Source organism: Variovorax sp. KBS0712, assembly GCF_006323185.2.
GTDB lineage: Bacteria > Pseudomonadota > Gammaproteobacteria > Burkholderiales > Burkholderiaceae_C > Variovorax > Variovorax boronicumulans.
Window position 1 is genome coordinate 1,850,240 of the sequence record NZ_VCCD02000001.1, and the last position, 14,677, is coordinate 1,864,916.

The 14,677-nt window shown below is 67.5% G+C and carries 16 protein-coding genes and 1 tRNA gene; 6 read left to right on the forward strand and 11 right to left on the reverse strand.

Annotation, left to right across the window (positions count from 1 at the left end):
- Positions 1-24: 24 nt before the first annotated feature.
- From FFI97_RS08520 to FFI97_RS08530, 3 genes are all read right to left on the reverse strand, one after another.
- A complete protein-coding gene (locus tag FFI97_RS08520; RefSeq protein WP_070060429.1) occupies positions 25-717 on the reverse strand; it encodes a glutamine cyclotransferase in 693 nt (230 codons plus the stop codon).
- A 48-nt stretch (positions 718-765) separates the two neighbouring features.
- Positions 766-1,995: a helix-turn-helix domain-containing protein gene (locus tag FFI97_RS08525; protein WP_144004405.1), complete on the reverse strand. Its 1,230-nt coding sequence runs from the start codon at positions 1,993-1,995 to the stop codon at positions 766-768.
- Positions 1,996-2,056: 61 nt separating this feature from the next.
- Positions 2,057-3,052, reverse strand: a complete 996-nt coding sequence (locus tag FFI97_RS08530; RefSeq protein WP_144004406.1) for a Bug family tripartite tricarboxylate transporter substrate binding protein — start codon at positions 3,050-3,052, stop codon at positions 2,057-2,059.
- A gap of 104 nt (positions 3,053-3,156) precedes the next feature.
- Here FFI97_RS08530 and FFI97_RS08535 point away from each other — a divergent pair, with 104 nt between their 5' ends.
- The gene (locus tag FFI97_RS08535; RefSeq protein WP_139705511.1) at positions 3,157-4,086 is read left to right on the forward strand and encodes a LysR family transcriptional regulator; all 930 of its coding nucleotides are present in this window, start codon (positions 3,157-3,159) and stop codon (positions 4,084-4,086) included.
- Positions 4,087-4,104: 18 nt separating this feature from the next.
- On the opposite strand, the gene FFI97_RS08540 is transcribed toward FFI97_RS08535, so the two are convergent.
- Positions 4,105-5,952 carry a 7TM diverse intracellular signaling domain-containing protein gene (locus FFI97_RS08540; protein ID WP_139705509.1) on the reverse strand — a complete coding sequence of 616 codons (1,848 nt, stop codon included), beginning with the start codon at positions 5,950-5,952 and terminating at the stop codon, positions 4,105-4,107.
- 11 nt (positions 5,953-5,963) lie between these two features.
- Positions 5,964-6,692: a LuxR C-terminal-related transcriptional regulator gene (locus FFI97_RS08545; protein WP_260684941.1), complete on the reverse strand. Its 729-nt coding sequence runs from the start codon at positions 6,690-6,692 to the stop codon at positions 5,964-5,966.
- A 185-nt stretch (positions 6,693-6,877) separates the two neighbouring features.
- On the opposite strand from FFI97_RS08545, the gene FFI97_RS08550 reads away from it, so the two are divergent.
- The 5 genes from FFI97_RS08550 to FFI97_RS08570 all read left to right on the forward strand — a co-directional run bounded on the left by FFI97_RS08550 (position 6,878) and on the right by FFI97_RS08570 (position 8,914).
- A complete protein-coding gene (locus tag FFI97_RS08550; protein ID WP_139705507.1) occupies positions 6,878-7,087 on the forward strand; it encodes a hypothetical protein in 210 nt (69 codons plus the stop codon).
- 138 nt (positions 7,088-7,225) lie between these two features.
- A complete protein-coding gene (locus FFI97_RS08555) occupies positions 7,226-7,663 on the forward strand; it encodes a hypothetical protein (RefSeq protein WP_139705505.1) in 438 nt (145 codons plus the stop codon).
- A 59-nt stretch (positions 7,664-7,722) separates the two neighbouring features.
- Positions 7,723-8,256 (forward strand): nucleoside 2-deoxyribosyltransferase, encoded by a 534-nt coding sequence (locus tag FFI97_RS08560; protein WP_062480933.1) that lies wholly within the window; start codon positions 7,723-7,725, stop codon positions 8,254-8,256.
- 130 nt (positions 8,257-8,386) lie between these two features.
- Positions 8,387-8,662, forward strand: a complete 276-nt coding sequence (locus FFI97_RS08565; protein ID WP_139705503.1) for a hypothetical protein — start codon at positions 8,387-8,389, stop codon at positions 8,660-8,662.
- A 30-nt stretch (positions 8,663-8,692) separates the two neighbouring features.
- Positions 8,693-8,914: a hypothetical protein gene (locus FFI97_RS08570; protein WP_139705501.1), complete on the forward strand. Its 222-nt coding sequence runs from the start codon at positions 8,693-8,695 to the stop codon at positions 8,912-8,914.
- Between the two features lie 119 nt (positions 8,915-9,033).
- Here FFI97_RS08570 and FFI97_RS08575 read toward each other — a convergent pair.
- The 6 genes from FFI97_RS08575 to cysS form a co-directional block, all read right to left on the reverse strand.
- Positions 9,034-9,126, reverse strand: a tRNA-Ser gene (locus tag FFI97_RS08575).
- 27 nt (positions 9,127-9,153) lie between these two features.
- On the reverse strand, positions 9,154-10,422 hold the full coding sequence (locus FFI97_RS08580) for an aspartate kinase (protein ID WP_062480939.1): 1,269 nt from the start codon (positions 10,420-10,422) through the stop codon (positions 9,154-9,156).
- Between the two features lie 55 nt (positions 10,423-10,477).
- Positions 10,478-11,455, reverse strand: a complete 978-nt coding sequence (gene tilS, locus FFI97_RS08585; RefSeq protein ID WP_139705499.1) for a tRNA lysidine(34) synthetase TilS — start codon at positions 11,453-11,455, stop codon at positions 10,478-10,480.
- A 20-nt stretch (positions 11,456-11,475) separates the two neighbouring features.
- The gene (locus tag FFI97_RS08590) at positions 11,476-12,456 is read right to left on the reverse strand and encodes an acetyl-CoA carboxylase carboxyltransferase subunit alpha (protein ID WP_056582036.1); all 981 of its coding nucleotides are present in this window, start codon (positions 12,454-12,456) and stop codon (positions 11,476-11,478) included.
- Positions 12,457-12,613: 157 nt separating this feature from the next.
- On the reverse strand, positions 12,614-13,285 hold the full coding sequence (locus tag FFI97_RS08600; protein WP_095947831.1) for a DNA-3-methyladenine glycosylase family protein: 672 nt from the start codon (positions 13,283-13,285) through the stop codon (positions 12,614-12,616).
- Positions 13,282-14,658, reverse strand: a complete 1,377-nt coding sequence (gene cysS, locus FFI97_RS08605; RefSeq protein WP_139705497.1) for a cysteine--tRNA ligase — start codon at positions 14,656-14,658, stop codon at positions 13,282-13,284. The genes FFI97_RS08600 and cysS overlap by 4 nt, the downstream gene beginning before the upstream one ends.
- Positions 14,659-14,677: the final 19 nt, after the last annotated feature.

The following is a 14,677-nucleotide window of genomic DNA, read 5'->3' on the forward strand; positions in this document are numbered from 1 at the left end:
TGTGCTCCTTGGCTTGTGTGTCGTTCAGGCCGTGGCCGTCTTCGGGCGCCGCACCGCGCGGACCTTGCTGGCCCGGCCGTCTCCGGCGTAGAAGAGCCCCGCGCCGTCGGACTCCAGGCCGCTCACGCCGACGCCGCTGGGCATTTCCAGCCGCGCGATCACGTCGCCGCTGGCGGGGTCGATGCGGCGGATGTCGCTCTGGTCGCCTTCCCAGGTGCCGTGCCAGAGTTCGCCGTCGACCCAGGTCACGCCGGTGACGAAGCGGTTCGATTCGATGGTGCGGCGGATCGCACCGGTTGCCGGGTCGATCTGGTGGATCTTGCGGTCGCGGTACTCGCCCACCCAGAGGCTGCCTTCGGCCCAGGTGAGGCCCGAGTCGGAGCCGTTGCCGGGCGCGGGAATCGAGGCCAGCACCTTGCCGGTGGCGGCGTCGATCTTGTCGATGCGCGCCTCGACGATCTGATAGAAGCAGGTGCCGTCGAAGGCGGTGCCGGCGTCGCAGGCGACGTCGATGCGGCGCGTGGCTTCGCCGCTCGCGGGGTCGAAGGCGACCAGTTGCCCGCCGGTGGCGGCCCACACCTGGTGGCCGTCGTGCGTCACGCCGTGGATGCGCTCCACGCCTTCGAACGGGCCGTATTCGCGCACGATCTGCGCGGCCTGCACCGCGCCTTCGAACCGGTCCTTGCCTGCCTTCTTGCTCTGACTGCTACTGCTCATGGTGGGCTCCTGTAGGTGCGCCACAGGGGGTAGCGCATGAGCCCGACTCTATTCAATCGGCAGCGCAGCGGGGAGTAACAAGATCGTCGTGAATCCGGCCAGCGGCGGGGCCAGCCAGCGGCGCGCCCTGGCCTGCCCGATGGCACGCACGCGCCGTTCGGCCTCGAGTTCGGCCAACGCGCGCTGCACGGTGCGCTGGCTTGCGCCCAGCGCCAGCGCAAGCGCCGAGGTCGACCAGGCCGCGCCGTCGGACAGCAGCGCCACCAGCGCCACCAGCGAGGCCTGCTCGCCGTCGATGGGCGGTGCCAGCACCACGACCGGACGCGCACCCAGAGGTTGGAGGATGAAGCCCTGCGGCGTGGCCTCGATGCGCGCCATCGGCTTGACGAGCGCGCGCAGCCGGCCAATCTCGACGCGCAGCCGCGCGCGGTGCGTTTCGTCGGGGTCGCGGGTGCGGAAGGCGTCGGCGATCAGCGTGTCGCGGTCGACATCGCCGGGCCAGGCCGCGGCCAGCGCGCGCGCCAGCGAGAACAGCACCGGCCGGCGTGCGAGCGAACGCCAGGTGTCGCCACCTCCGACACCGCGGCGGCAGGCATCGACGACCAGCGCATCGGACGCGAGCAGCGCCTCGACCTCGTCGAGGCGCAAGGCCTGTTCACCGCCGGCGGCGATGCGTCGTGCGGCGGGACGTTCGAGCGCGGCGCGCGCCTCCGCCACCTCGGCCAGTAGCGCCGGCACGCGCGCACGCCAGGCCGCGTCATGCGCGCGGGTGAGCGCTGCCCGTGCCGTGCCGGTGCGCAGCGAACGCAAGGCCAACTCGGCCGACGCCAGCTCGGCCACCGCCGACAGCAACGGCGGCAGGCTGTGCCCGTCGAGCAGCGACAGCGCGGCGGCGGCCTCGTCGAGCCGGCCGAGCAGCAGCAGCCGGCGCGCCGCGATGAGCCGCGCCTGCAGCGCATTGACCAGGTCGTCGCGCGCCTCGAGCGTGGTGGCCGCCGCGGCCAGCGCGCGCGGCGAGCCGCCCAGGTCGCGCATCGCCAGTGCCACCTCGGCTTCGGCGACGACGCAGCGGGCACGCGCCAGTTCTTCGTGCGCCCCGAAGCCGCTTGCGGCACGCCGCAGCAGCTCGCGTGCACGCGGGTGCTCGCCGAGCTGGGCCATGGCGATGCCGCGCAGCGCGAGCGCTGGCGGGTCGTCGCGCAGGGCCACGCGCTTGAGGGCACCCAGCGCGTCGCCGGCAGCGAGCGCGCGCGCGGAGGCGGCGATGAGGGAATCCATGGGGCGACAGGCTACAACACCGCCGGCGCGCCACCGCCCGCCCCCTCACGAGGCGGCGTCGTCAGTCCAGCGAGATGCCGCGCTCACGGATCAGCACGTGCCACTTCTTGGTCTCGGCGAAGGCGTAGGTCTTCATCAGCACACTGTCGCTCGGCACGGGCTCCCAGCCGCCTTCCTGCAGCTTCTTGCGCACGCCCTCGTTGCCCACCGCCGCCTGCATCTCCTTGGAAAGGCGCTCCTGGATGGCGACGGGCGTGCTGGCGGGCACCACCAGCCCTTGCCATGCGTAGGCTTCCGAATCCTTGAAGCCCTGCTCGCCCACCGTGGGCACGGCGGGCAGGATCGGCAGGCGCTTGGCGCTGAACGCCATCAGCGGAACGACCTTGCCCGACTGGATGGCGCTGAGCCCCGACGAGGTGTCCACCACCATCAACGGCACCTGCCCGCCCATCACGTCCTGCAGCGCGGGCGCGGCGCCGCGGTACGGCACATGCATGGTCGACAGGCCGCTGCGGCTCAGGAACAGCTCCATTGCCAGGTGGTGCGGGCTGCCGTTGCCCGGCGAGGCGTACGACAGCGTGCCCGGCTTGCTCTTGAGCTGCTCCATCAGGGCGCCGATGGTCTTGAGGTTCGTCGAGGGCGCCGCCACCAGCACGAGCGGCGTGCGGGCCATCAGGCCGAGCATCGCGAAGTCGCGGTCGACGGCGTAGGGCAGCTTCTTGTAGAGCGCGGGGTTGTACACGAGCACACCGTTGTCGGCCGTGAACACGGTGTAGCCATCGCCCGGCGACCGGGCCGTGACCTCGGCGCCGATGATGGCGCCGGCACCTGCCCGGTTGTCGACGATCACCGGCTGGCCGGCCTGGACCGACATCTGCGCGCCGATGGTGCGGGCCAGGAAGTCGCTGCCGCCCCCGGCGGGGTAGCCGACGATCCACTTGATCGGCTTGGACGGAAAGGCCTGCGCCTGCGCTTGCGCGGGAGCCCCCGCGAAAGCAAGCGCGGCGGCCGCGAGCGAAAGAAAACCGCGGCGCGCAAGGCGATGAGAAACGGGCATGAACGATGTCTCCTGGCAGTGGTTGTTGTGATGGCGCTGCGATTGGATGCGAGCTTCATTCATGGTTCAATCAGATATTTCTTTCCCACTTATCGGAAAAACCGATGAATGTCACGTTGCGCCAATTGCGCGCCTTCATCGCGGTGGCCCGCGCCGGCAGCGTGACCGAGGCCGCCCTGCGGCTGCACATCACGCAGTCGGCGCTGAGCGGCCTCATCAAGGACCTGGAATCGAACCTGGGCGTGCAAATGCTTCACCGCACGACGCGCAAGCTGCAGCTGTCCAGCGCGGGCGAGGTCTTCCTGCCGATGGCCGAACGCATCCTGCAAGACCTGGGCATGGCGCTCGATGCGGTGTCCGACCTGCGCGAGCTGCGCACCGGCACCGTGCGCATCGCGGTGCCGCAGGTGATGGCGTGCACCGTCATGCCGGAAATCATGGCCGCCTTCGCCCGGAAGTACCCCGGCATCCGCGTGCGCCTGCAGGACTCGATGGTCGAAAGCGTGCTGGGCCGGCTCATCAACGGCGACGTGGACCTGGCCATCGGCCCCGAGCGCGACGCGCCCGCCAACGTGGTGGCGCGCACGCTCTTCACCCTGCCCTTTCTGGCGGTGCTGCCCCCGGGGCATCCGCTCACCAGGAAACAGCGGGTCGCCTGGAGCGACCTGGTCCGCTACCCCGTGATCTCGCTGCAGGGCGAATACACGCAGCTGCTCAGCGCCGAGCTGTATGCGTCGCCGGGTCGGCTGGAGTTCAGCCCGACGCATGAAGTCGCCTTCCTGACGACGGCCCTGAGCATGGTCGAGCACGGCCTGGGCGTGACCACCTGCTTGCCGTACGCGGGCGTGCTGCTGCAGCGCCAGCAACTCGAATTCCGCCCGCTCGTCACGCCGGTACTCAGCCGCAAGTTCCAGGTGTGGCTCAACAAGGACCGCGGGCTCTCGCCGTCGGCGCAGGAGTTTCTCGATTTCCTGCTGCAGCACATCGAAGACCACCCGGCGCCCGAGGTGCGCGCGTTCCGCAAGGCGCGCTGATCACGCGCTCAGCGGGACTCAGCTGCTGCCAGCGCCCATCGCGGGCGCCTGCACCCTAGCCTCCAGCCGCGTGCCCCCATCGTCCGCATCGATCTGCAGCGTGCCGCCGATGCGCGTCATGCGCGCCTGCATGCTGCGCAGGCCCAGTCCGCCGATCGATGAGGCGACCGTCACCGCGTCGAAGCCTACGCCGTCGTCCTCGACGCTCAGCAGCACGCCCGCTTCGCCGTCGGCCAGCAGCTGCACGCGCAGGGTCCGCGCGCGGCTGTGCTTCACCACGTTGGCCAGCGCCTCCTCGAGCAGGCGCGTGAGGCCCAGCACCTGGCGCGCGGACAGCGCGCAGGGCCAGGCCGCGGGCGTCTGCCAGTGGCTGCGCACGCCCATCTCCTCGAACAGGCGGCCGAAGCGGTGGCGCATGGGCGCCAGCCATTGCGTGGGCGTGGCGGCCACCGGGGCCGCGCCGCCGCTGTGCGTGTCGATGATCTGGCGCAGGTCGTCGCGTAACGACTTGAACATCGACAGGTACTGAGGCCGCTGCAGCGCCTCGCCCGACTGTTCCACCAGCGCGATCGAGCGCACCAGCGAACTGCCCAGGCCGTCGTGCAGGTCGTGCGCCACGCTCAGGCGCTCGTTCAGCCGCACGTTGTCGAGTTCGAGCCGGTGTTCGCGGCTGAGCGTGTCGGCCAGCTCGGTGCGTGCCCCGCGCACTTCGCGCGCCAGCTCGTCGTTGAAGCTCTCGACACGGCGCAGGCTGCGCGTGAAGCCGCCCGCCAGGATCAGCGACATGCCGATCATGATCAGCGGCGCCGTAACCACGGTGTAGCCGAAGCGGTCGTCGATGACGCGCAGGATCATCAACGCGTCGTGCACCGCGGCCACCAGGAAGCCGAAGGCGCACAGGGCCAGCAGCAGGTGCTCGGTTTTCTTCGTGTCGAGCGCGCGCAGGATGAACTGCACGCACACGGCCATGAAGAGCAGCGAGTACACGATGAACACCGCCAGCGTCGCGACCGACAGCGCAGGCTGCGGCAGCAGTGCGATCGCCGCCACGGCCAGCGCAGCCACGGCCCACAGTGCGCGGCTCAGGCGCGGAAAGCGCTGGCCGCCGAAGTGCCACATGAACATGCAGAAGCAGCTCACGTACAGGACCATCCAGGCCGTGATCCAGCGCGACCAGGCGTCGGTGGAGGCGAACGGCCACGGCAAGGTGCTGACCACGGTGTTGCTCGCGAACACCAGCCAGGCGATGGCGCTGAGCGCGTACCAGCCGTAGGCGACCTCCTGCCGGCGCATGAGCCACAGCACGAGGAAGAAGCAGCCCAGCGTGATCGAGATGACGAGGTTGACCGCGGGCAGCACGCGCGCGAACAGGCGGCGTTCGTCGTGGTACGCCACCGCCGCGTCCGCCGGGCCGAGCACCACGCGGCCCAGCCCCGAGCCGTACATGCTGCCGCCCACCACCTGCACCCACAGCGTGTTGGTGCCGGGGTTCAACGCGGCAGCCGGCAGGAAGAAGACGCGCGGCGTGTTCCAGCTGCGACTCAGTGGCTCGACCAGGCTGGCGTCGCGCCAGAGCAGGTTGTCGTTCAGCGAGATCGCGCCGGCCATGCTCAGGTAGTCGAAGGCCACGCCCAACTGCGGCGCGTCGTCGCGACCGGCGCAGGGGCGCTGCCAGTCGATGCGGTACCACACGATGCCTTCGAAGCCGGGCCAGCGTTCGGCCCAGTGGTCGGGCAGCGTCACCGGCTGCCAGCCGTCGATGGGCGGCGGTGCTTCAGGCCCCGCGCCGGCGGTGGCGCGCACGGCCCGCACGCTGTCGATGTGCGGCGCGCACCCTTCGGCAGCCCATGCCGTGTGCGCGAACAACCACCACAGGCTCAGGCCAGCAAGCCACGCGAACGCGCTGCGAAAACGGCGCGCGTGCGCGAGGAAACGGTGAGCTTGCGGTAGATGTTCTTGATGTGGCATTCGACGGTGTGCCGCGACAGGAAAATCTGCTCGGCTATCTCGCGGTTGGTCAGGCCTTCGGCAACCAGCTGGAGGATCTGCAGTTCGCGCGCGGTCAGCACATCTTCGCCGACGCGCCCCGGCGTGGCCGGCGGCGCCTGCGTCAGGTCAAGGATGCGGCGTGCAATGAACGGATCGATCGGCGCCCCGCCGCGCAGCACGCTGCGGATCGACAGCAGCAGCTCCAGGTCGTCGCGCTCCTTGAGCACGTAGCCGGTGGCGCCGGCGCGCAGCGCGTTGAGGATCAGGTCGTCGGTGCTCCAGGCGGAGATCACGAGGATGCCGGGGCCGTCGTCGGCGTTCATTGCCGCACCGGTCGGCGCGCTCATCTGCGCGATCAGCTCCACGCCGTTGCCGTCGGGCAGGCCCAGATCGACCAGCGCCAGCGCGAACGACTGGCGCGCGAGTTCGATGCGCGCATCGGCCAGCGTGGCCGCAAGCACCAGCACGTCGTTGCCGTAGCCCAGCTGGTTCAGGATGCCAACGATGCGCCGCTGCATCAGCGCGTCGTCCTCGACGATGAGCACGGGCGCCGGCAGGTCGGGGCTGGGCGGCGGCGTCATCGCCGGACCTTCGGGCTGGGGAGAGAAAGCGGACATCAGGACGGTTCGGACAAGGTGGGAAGCATGCCCGAATCATCACCCAGGCTTCGCGCGCGAGGCTGCAGTGTCCCCTCGCGGCGGCGCGGCGGCCATCACCAGATCTGGGGGTTCTGGTGGCACGGCGCGGCATCGGTCGGCCTTCGCCTACAGACAGGCACCACGCGAGCGGAGATGGTGGGGCCATGACACATCCGATCGAACTCATCATCGACGAGCCGGCTCCCGGATCCTTTGTCTGGCGGCTGCTTGAAACCGACACCGACGGTGCGCATCCCACCGTCCTTCGCTGCGCCTTCGACCCGGTCGAGAGCTACGAGCTCGCCTTGGCCTCGGGACAGCGCGCCCTGCGCAGCGAGATGCGCGCGCACGGCACTACAACAGAAGGCCACTGAGCGTCAGCATGCGCTGACGGCGGCTTCGCGAGGCGTCCTACCGCTCTCGCGCCGTCGCTTCCTAGGATGGTTTTCGGGCGCCGGTTCTCTTGCGCTTGTCGCAATGAGGCAACCGCCGGCGCCTTCAAGGAGATGACCATGCAAAGAAAGCTCATGTGGATGTGCGCCGTTGCCGTGTCTTGTCTCACGGCCGTGTCGGCGCAAGCGCAAGTGAACCCGCCGCCCGCGGCCACTGTCGATCCGGCGGTCGCCGAATACAAGGCGGCCCGCGACAAGATCTCGGCCGACTACAAGACCGACCGCGCCGCTTGCGATGCCATGAAGGACAACGCCAAGGACGTCTGCGTCGAGGAAGCCAAGGGCAAGGAAAAGATCGCCAAGGCCGAGCTCGACCAGAAGATGAAGCCCAGCGACGGCAACGCACGCAAGGTGGCCGAAGCCAAGGTAGAAGTGGCCTACAGCGTCGCCAAGGAAAGATGCGACGACCAGAAGGGCGAAGCCAAGTCGACCTGCGTGAAGCAGGCCAAGGCAGACGAAAGCAAGGGCATGGCCGAAGTCAAGGCGATGAAGAAGTAACCAACCGGGCCGCAGCCCTTCCCGTTGGCGCTGGCCGGGGGCGGTCGCATACTCGACAGATGCCCTCCTCTTCCACGCGTCCACGGGTCTACCTCGCCGGCCCCGACGTGTTCCGGCCCGACGCCGCGCAGTACTTTGCCGCGCTGGCCCTGGCCTGCGACGCGCTCGGCATGACGGCCGTGCCGCCGTTCGACGGCAAGGCGGCCGGCCCCGACCCCGCGCGCCGGATCTACGAAGAAAACATGAAGCTGCTGCGGTCGGCGGACGGCGTCATTGCCAACCTCGCGCCGTTTCGCGGGCTGGAGCCCGACTCGGGCACGGTGTTCGAGGTCGGCGTGGCCATTGCCCTGGGCCTTCCGGTGGCCGCCTACGGCGTTCCGCCGGGCACCTATGCGCAGCGCGCCGCCACGGCAGGCGTCGTCGGCCGCGACCCGGACGGCAGCTTGCGCGACCCCGAGGGCACGCTGATCGAAGATTTCGGGCTGCCGCTGAACCTCATGCTGGCCTGCTCGGTGCGCTTTTCGGACCTGGCGACCGACGCCTTGCGGGTGCTGGCCGAGGTGCTGGGGTCTGCGCCCGCCCAGCGCCAGTGAGTCGAAATTCGTGAAATAAGTCACGAATCGAAGGCGGGACATCACCAATTCTGGGGAGCGATCCTCTCGAAGTAAGCCTTTCAGCCTCTTTTTGCGTTGGACATGCCAACGCCCCAAAAAGGAGGCCCGGATGCCCCCCTCAGATCAACAAGCAGTTTTCGAAGCGGCGGGCCGCCTGGGTTCCATGGAGGTCCTGACCACGCAGACCAGCGCCGTCGTCTCGATGCTGCGCGCGCTGTACGCCGCGCATCCCGAGCCGGCCAAGGTCCGGTTCCACTTCGACCGGCTGATCGGCCAGCTGCTGACCAGCCCCTACCTCAGCCACGACCCGGATCACGCGCTGATCCTGCAGGACACGGCCGCGACCCTCGTGCGGCCACCGCTCGAACCCGACCCGGTGCGCTGAGCATCGGATGCACACCCAGGAGACACTGAAATGAGTTTTGAAAAAATCAAGCTCCGGTTCGGCCGGTCGTTCCGTCGCGGCGATCGCGTCGTCTGCGAAGGCCGGCTCGGCACCATCACCGGAGCGACCTATCCGCATGTGCGGGTGCGCTTCGACGGCCGGCAGATTGCGGTGCCTTGCGATCCTTGCGAACTGCATGTGGGCACAGCGCTGATCGCGACGCTGCCCGTGCTCGGACCGCAGCCGTCCTGAAGACATCGCCTCGCCTTTTCGGCGGGCAGCCACGCATTGCGAGCAGACGCAAAAAAGCCCCGACTGGCGGGGCTCTTTTGGGCTGTTTGATCACTGCAAAGTGATCAGGAAGCCAATCCTGGCGGAACCGGAGGGATTCGAACCCTCGATGAGGCTCTACACCCCATACTCCCTTAGCAGGGGAGCACCTTCGGCCACTCGGTCACAGTTCCTGAAAGCAACCGCAATTATGCCATTACTTAAGCGCTCGGTTGGTCCAGATCGAACGCTTTATGCAGTGCGCGCACCGCCAATTCCATATATTTTTCGTCGATCACGACCGAGGTCTTGATTTCGCTGGTCGAGATCATCTGGATGTTGATGCCCTCTTCGCTCAACACACGGAACATCTTGCTCGCCACACCCACGTGGCTGCGCATGCCGATGCCCACGATGCTGACCTTGCAGATCTTGGTGTCGCCCACGATTTCGGTGGCGCCCAGCGAAGGCATCACCTTCGACTCCAGCAGCTCGACCGTGCGCGCGAACTCGTTGCGATGCACGGTGAAGCTGAAGTCGGTCTTGCCGTCCTTGCTGAGGTTCTGGATGATCACGTCGACTTCGATGTTGGCGTCTGCCACGGCACCGAGGATGTGATACGCGATGCCCGGCTTGTCGGGCACGCCGAGCACCGAGATCTTGGCTTCGTCGCGATTGAATGCGATGCCGGATACGACGGCTTGTTCCATGTTTTCGTCTTCCTCGAAAGTGATCAGCGTGCCGGACTTGGCCTCTTCATTGATGTCGATGTCCCATGCGGTGAAGCTCGAGAGCACACGCAGCGGCACCTTGTACTTGCCGGCGAATTCCACCGAGCGGATTTGCAGCACCTTGGAGCCCAGGCTGGCCATCTCGAGCATCTCTTCGAAGCTCACGGTGGTCAGACGGCGCGCGTCGGGCTCGACGCGCGGGTCGGTGGTGTAGACGCCGTCGACGTCGGTGTAGATCAGGCACTCGCTGGCCTTCATGGCCGCCGCGATGGCCACCGCCGAGGTGTCGCTGCCGCCACGGCCCAGCGTGGTGATGTTGCCCTCGTCGTCCACGCCCTGGAAGCCGGTGATGACCACCACGCGACCGGCTGCGAGGTCGGCGCGCACCTTGGCGTCGTCGATGCTCTCGATGCGGGCCTTGGTGTAGGAGTTGTCGGTGCGCACCGACACCTGCCAGCCCGCGTAGCTCACCGACTCCACGCCCTCGGCCTGCAGCGCCATGGCCAGCAGTGCCGACGACGCCTGTTCGCCGGTCGAGGCGAGCATGTCGAGTTCGCGGTGATAGGCCACGCCGGGTTTGCCCGGGGAGAGCTCCTTGGCAAGACCGAGCAGGCGGTTGGTTTCGCCGCTCATGGCGCTGGGCACCACGATCATCTGGTGACCCGCACGCGCCCATTTGGCGACGCGCTTGGCGACATTGCGGATGCGCTCGGTCGAGCCCATCGACGTGCCGCCGTATTTGTGAACGATCAATGCCATGGATGAAATCAGAGAAAGATAAAGGGCCGCCTGGAAAGCGGCGCCCTGCAAGCCGTCAGAGCGAAGTCTTCAGCGAGGGCGGGGCATTGTACCAATGCAGCCGCTCTCCCCTGCGCTCGGCGAAGCCCGCGCCCACCTTGAGGTGGATGCGGTGGCCGCGCGTGGTGCAGGCGCGGACCTGGTCCAGCAGCTGCTCGAGCTGCGCCGCGCTCGGAGCGCAGCCGTGCGACTGCATCAGCCAGTGGCGCAGCACGTTGGCCTGCCGAGCCCGGGACAGCGCCTGAAGCAGCCGGATCTGCGGCGGTTCACCGACCACAGCCAGGTCCTGTGCCGCCAGTTCGCCCAGCAGCTGCTGGGCCTGCGCCGCGTGGCCGATGCTGCGGGCGAAGGTCGCACGAAACTGCGGGAAGGTGTCCGCCAGCGCCGGCAGCAGCACGGCGCGGATGCGGTTGCGCGTGTAGCGCGCGTCGGCGTTGCTCGGATCTTCGATCCACGGCAACTGCTGCTGCGCCAGCCAGCTGCGGATGTCGGCCACCGGCACCGCGAGCAACGGTCGATGGATGTTCAATCCGTCGCGCACGGCGTGCGTGGGCATCGCGGCCAGGCCCGGCAGGCCGGCGCCGCGCGACAGCGCCAGCAGCAGCGTCTCGACCTGGTCATCGGCATGGTGCCCCAGTGCGATGGACGACACCGCGGGCCGCGCCCCGTCGGCACGCGCCATGGCCGCATACGCGTCATAACGTGCGCGCCGGGCGGCATCCTCGGGGCTGTCGCCCAACGCATGCCGCGCATCGACCCGGTGCGTCACCAACGGCACACCGAGCCGCTCGCAGACCTGCGCGCACTGCCGCTCGAAGTCGTCGGCCGCCGCCTGCAGGCCGTGATGCACATGAAAGGCGATCACCTGCCCCGGCCATCGCGCCGCGCAGGCCGCAAGCAAGGCAGTCGAATCCGCACCGCCGCTGAAGCCGACGGCCAGCGGCAGGCTCGCCGGTTCGAACGCGGCCATGGCGCGTTCGAAGGCTTCGCTCATGATGGAAAAGGGAAAGCCGCTCAGCGGCTGTTGTCGGCCTTGGTGTCGTTGAACCGGCCGTAGCTCTGCAGGCGCTCGTAGCGGCGGTCCAGCAGTTCCTTCGTCTTCAGGTCGCTGACCTGGCGGAAGGCGTCGTTGAGGGCGCGCTTGAGGAACGCGGCCATCTGGCGATGGTCGCGGTGCGCCCCGCCGACGGGTTCGTTGACGATCTTGTCGACCAGGCCCAGTGCCTTCAGGCGATGCGCCGTGATGCCCAGGGCATCTGCGGCTTCCTGCGCCTTGTCGCTGGTCTTCCAGAGAATGGACGCGCAGCCTTCGGGGCTGATCACCGAGTAGATCGAGTACTGCAGCATCACGAGCTGGTCGCCGACCGAAATGGCCAGCGCGCCGCCCGAACCGCCTTCACCGATGATGGTGACGATGATGGGTACCTCGAGCTGCGCCATCTCGAAGATATTGCGGCCGATGGCTTCCGACTGGCCGCGCTCTTCGGCGTCGATGCCGGGGTAGGCGCCGGGCGTATCGACGAAGGTGAACACCGGCAGCTTGAATTTCTCGGCCGTCTTCATGAGACGCAGCGCCTTGCGATAGCCCTCGGGCTTGCTCATGCCGAAGTTGCGCGCGGTGCGCTCCTTCGTGTCGCGGCCCTTCTGGTGACCGAGCACCATGCAGGGCACGCCGTTGAAGCGCGCCAGGCCACCGACGATCGACAGGTCGTCCGAGAAATGGCGGTCGCCATGCAGCTCGACGAAGTCCGTGAAGATTTCGTTGACGTAGTCGAGCGTGTACGGGCGCTCCGGATGCCGTGCGATCTTGGTGATCTGCCAGGGCGTCAGGTCGCTGTAGATGTCTTTGGTGAGTTGCTGGCTTTTCTTGCCGAGCTGATCGATTTCTTCCGAGATGTCGACCGCCGATTCGGTCTGTACATAACGCAGTTCTTCGATCTTTGTTTCGAGTTCAGCAATGGGCTGCTCGAAGTCGAGGAAGGTTCGTTTCGCCAACGTCTTCTCCTGTTTATTTCATCAATTGACCGGCCATCCGGCTCTTTTGCATTTATTCCAGAAACACCGAGGAACCGGCTTTGCCGGGCCTGCGGTGTTGCCCCCTCGAAGGGGGTTGGCGAAGCGACACGAAGTGCGCGAAGCCTGGGGGTGATCCTTAGTAAACGACCGGCACGGGGTCCAGCGATCGCCAAATATACCAAGTCGCCACGCTGCAATACGGCGCCCAGGCCACGGCGACATCGCGGGCATCGCTGCGGCTGACCGGGTCGCCCGAAAAATAGTTCACGCTGATGCCGTTGAGCAGGCCCTGGTCGTCGACCGGCAGCACGTTCGGGCGCATCAGGTGGAAGATGAGGAACATCTCGGCAGTCCAGCGGCTGATGCCGCGGATGGCCACGAGCTCCTCGATGATGAGCTCGTCCGACATGTCTTTCCAGCGGTCGACGTGCACGGTGCCCGAATCGAAATTCAGGGCCAGGTCGACCAGATATTCGATCTTGCGCGCCGACAGCCCGGCGCCGCGCATGTCGTCGACCTTGAGCTTGAGCACGTTGGCCGGCGTCAGCTTGCGCGGCAGCGCCGCGAACTTGTCCCAGGTCGACTGGGCGGCCTTCACCGAGATCTGCTGGCCCACGATGCTGCGCGCCAGCGTGGTGAAGGCGTCGCCGCGCGATTCGAGGCAGGCCTCGCCGAACTTCGGAATGAGCCGCTTCATCACGCGGTCTTTCTTGGCCAGGTGCTTGCAGGCTTCCTCCCAATAGTCCGGCGTGTAGATGCGCACGCTGGTCTGCTGGGTGGCGGGTACGGGGTTCGTCGTTCCGTTCACTGTGCAGCCGCCCAGGTCGTTCCCGTGGGCGAATCCTTGAGCACGATGCCCTGCTCGAGGAGTTCCTGGCGAATGCGATCAGCTTCGGCGAAATTCTTCGCCGCCTTGGCCGCCGCGCGTGCATCGATCTTCGCCTGGATGGTGGCTTCGTCGAGCGTGGTGCCCGCCTGCAGGAACGCCTTCGGATCGCCTTGCAGCAACCCGAGCGTGCCGGCCAGCGCCTTGAGCAGGCCCGCGGTGTCTGCGGACTTCGTGCGATTGACTTCGCCGGCCAATTCGAACAGCACGGCGATGGCTTCGGGCGTGCCGAAGTCTTCGTCCATCGCCGCCTTGAAACGCGTCGCGTGGGGCTGCGTCCAGTCGATGGCCACGGTCGCGGGTGCGACCAGGTCGAGCGCGGTGTACAGGCGCTTGAGCGAATTGCGCGCGTCGTCGAGGTGCGCGTCGCTGTAGTTCAGCGCGCTGCGGTAATGCGTGCGCACGAGGAAGAAACGCAGGCTCTCGGCGTCGTACTTCTGCAGCACTTCACGGATGGTGAAGAAGTTGCCCAGGCTCTTGGACATCTTCTCGTTGTCCACGCGCACGAAGCCGTTGTGCACCCAGAAGCGCGACAGCGGCTTGCCGTTGGCGCCCTCGCTCTGCGCAATTTCGTTCTCGTGATGCGGGAACTGCAGGTCGGCACCGCCGCCGTGGATGTCGAAGGTCTCTCCGAGCGTGGCGCAGCTCATGGCCGAGCACTCGATGTGCCAGCCCGGACGGCCGGTGCCGAAGGGGCTGTCCCACTTGGCGTCGTCGGGCTCGGTCGGCTTGGCAGATTTCCAGAGCACGAAGTCGAGCGGGTCCTGCTTGCCGTCGAGCACCGCGACGCGTTCGCCCGCATGCAGTTCGTCGAGCGACTTGCCCGAGAGCTTGCCGTAGCCGGGGAACTTGCGCACCGCGTAGTTCACGTCGCCGTTGTCCGAACGGTAGGCCAGGCCCTTGCGTTCCAGCGTCTCGATGATGCCGAGCATCTGCGGCACGTATTCGGTGGCACGCGGCTCGATGGTGGGCGGTTCGATGCGCAGCGCACCGATGTCCTCGTGCATGGCCGCGATCACCTCGTCGGTCAGCGCGCGGATGGTGATGCCGCGCTGGACCGCGCGGGCGATGATCTTGTCGTCGATGTCGGTGATGTTGCGCACGTAGGTCACGGCATAGCCGCTGGCGCGCAGCCAGCGCTGCACCACGTCGAACGCCATCATCATGCGGGCGTGGCCGATGTGGCACAGGTCATAGACGGTCATGCCGCACACGTACATGCGAACCTGTCCAGGTTGCAGGGGGGAGAAATCCTCCAATTCACGCGACAGCGTGTTGTAGATGCGCAGACTCATGAGACTCGGAAAGCGTTGA

Excerpts from the sequence above, each read along its gene's own strand:
- FFI97_RS08535 (WP_139705511.1), top strand. The coding sequence starts at position 3,157 with ATGAATGTCACGTTGCGCCAATTGCGCGCCTTCATCGCGGTGGCCCGC.
- FFI97_RS08525 (WP_144004405.1), bottom strand. The coding sequence starts at position 1,995 with ATGGATTCCCTCATCGCCGCCTCCGCGCGCGCGCTCGCTGCCGGCGAC.
- FFI97_RS08530 (WP_144004406.1), bottom strand. The coding sequence starts at position 3,052 with ATGCCCGTTTCTCATCGCCTTGCGCGCCGCGGTTTTCTTTCGCTCGCG.
- FFI97_RS08570 (WP_139705501.1), top strand. The coding sequence starts at position 8,693 with ATGAGTTTTGAAAAAATCAAGCTCCGGTTCGGCCGGTCGTTCCGTCGC.
- tilS (WP_139705499.1), bottom strand. The coding sequence starts at position 11,455 with ATGAGCGAAGCCTTCGAACGCGCCATGGCCGCGTTCGAACCGGCGAGC.
- FFI97_RS08565 (WP_139705503.1), top strand. The coding sequence starts at position 8,387 with ATGCCCCCCTCAGATCAACAAGCAGTTTTCGAAGCGGCGGGCCGCCTG.
- FFI97_RS08545 (WP_260684941.1), bottom strand. The coding sequence starts at position 6,692 with ATGTCCGCTTTCTCTCCCCAGCCCGAAGGTCCGGCGATGACGCCGCCG.
- FFI97_RS08520 (WP_070060429.1), bottom strand. The coding sequence starts at position 717 with ATGAGCAGTAGCAGTCAGAGCAAGAAGGCAGGCAAGGACCGGTTCGAA.
- FFI97_RS08555 (WP_139705505.1), top strand. The coding sequence starts at position 7,226 with ATGCAAAGAAAGCTCATGTGGATGTGCGCCGTTGCCGTGTCTTGTCTC.
- FFI97_RS08580 (WP_062480939.1), bottom strand. The coding sequence starts at position 10,422 with ATGGCATTGATCGTTCACAAATACGGCGGCACGTCGATGGGCTCGACC.
- cysS (WP_139705497.1), bottom strand. The coding sequence starts at position 14,658 with ATGAGTCTGCGCATCTACAACACGCTGTCGCGTGAATTGGAGGATTTC.
- FFI97_RS08560 (WP_062480933.1), top strand. The coding sequence starts at position 7,723 with ATGCCCTCCTCTTCCACGCGTCCACGGGTCTACCTCGCCGGCCCCGAC.
- FFI97_RS08550 (WP_139705507.1), top strand. The coding sequence starts at position 6,878 with ATGACACATCCGATCGAACTCATCATCGACGAGCCGGCTCCCGGATCC.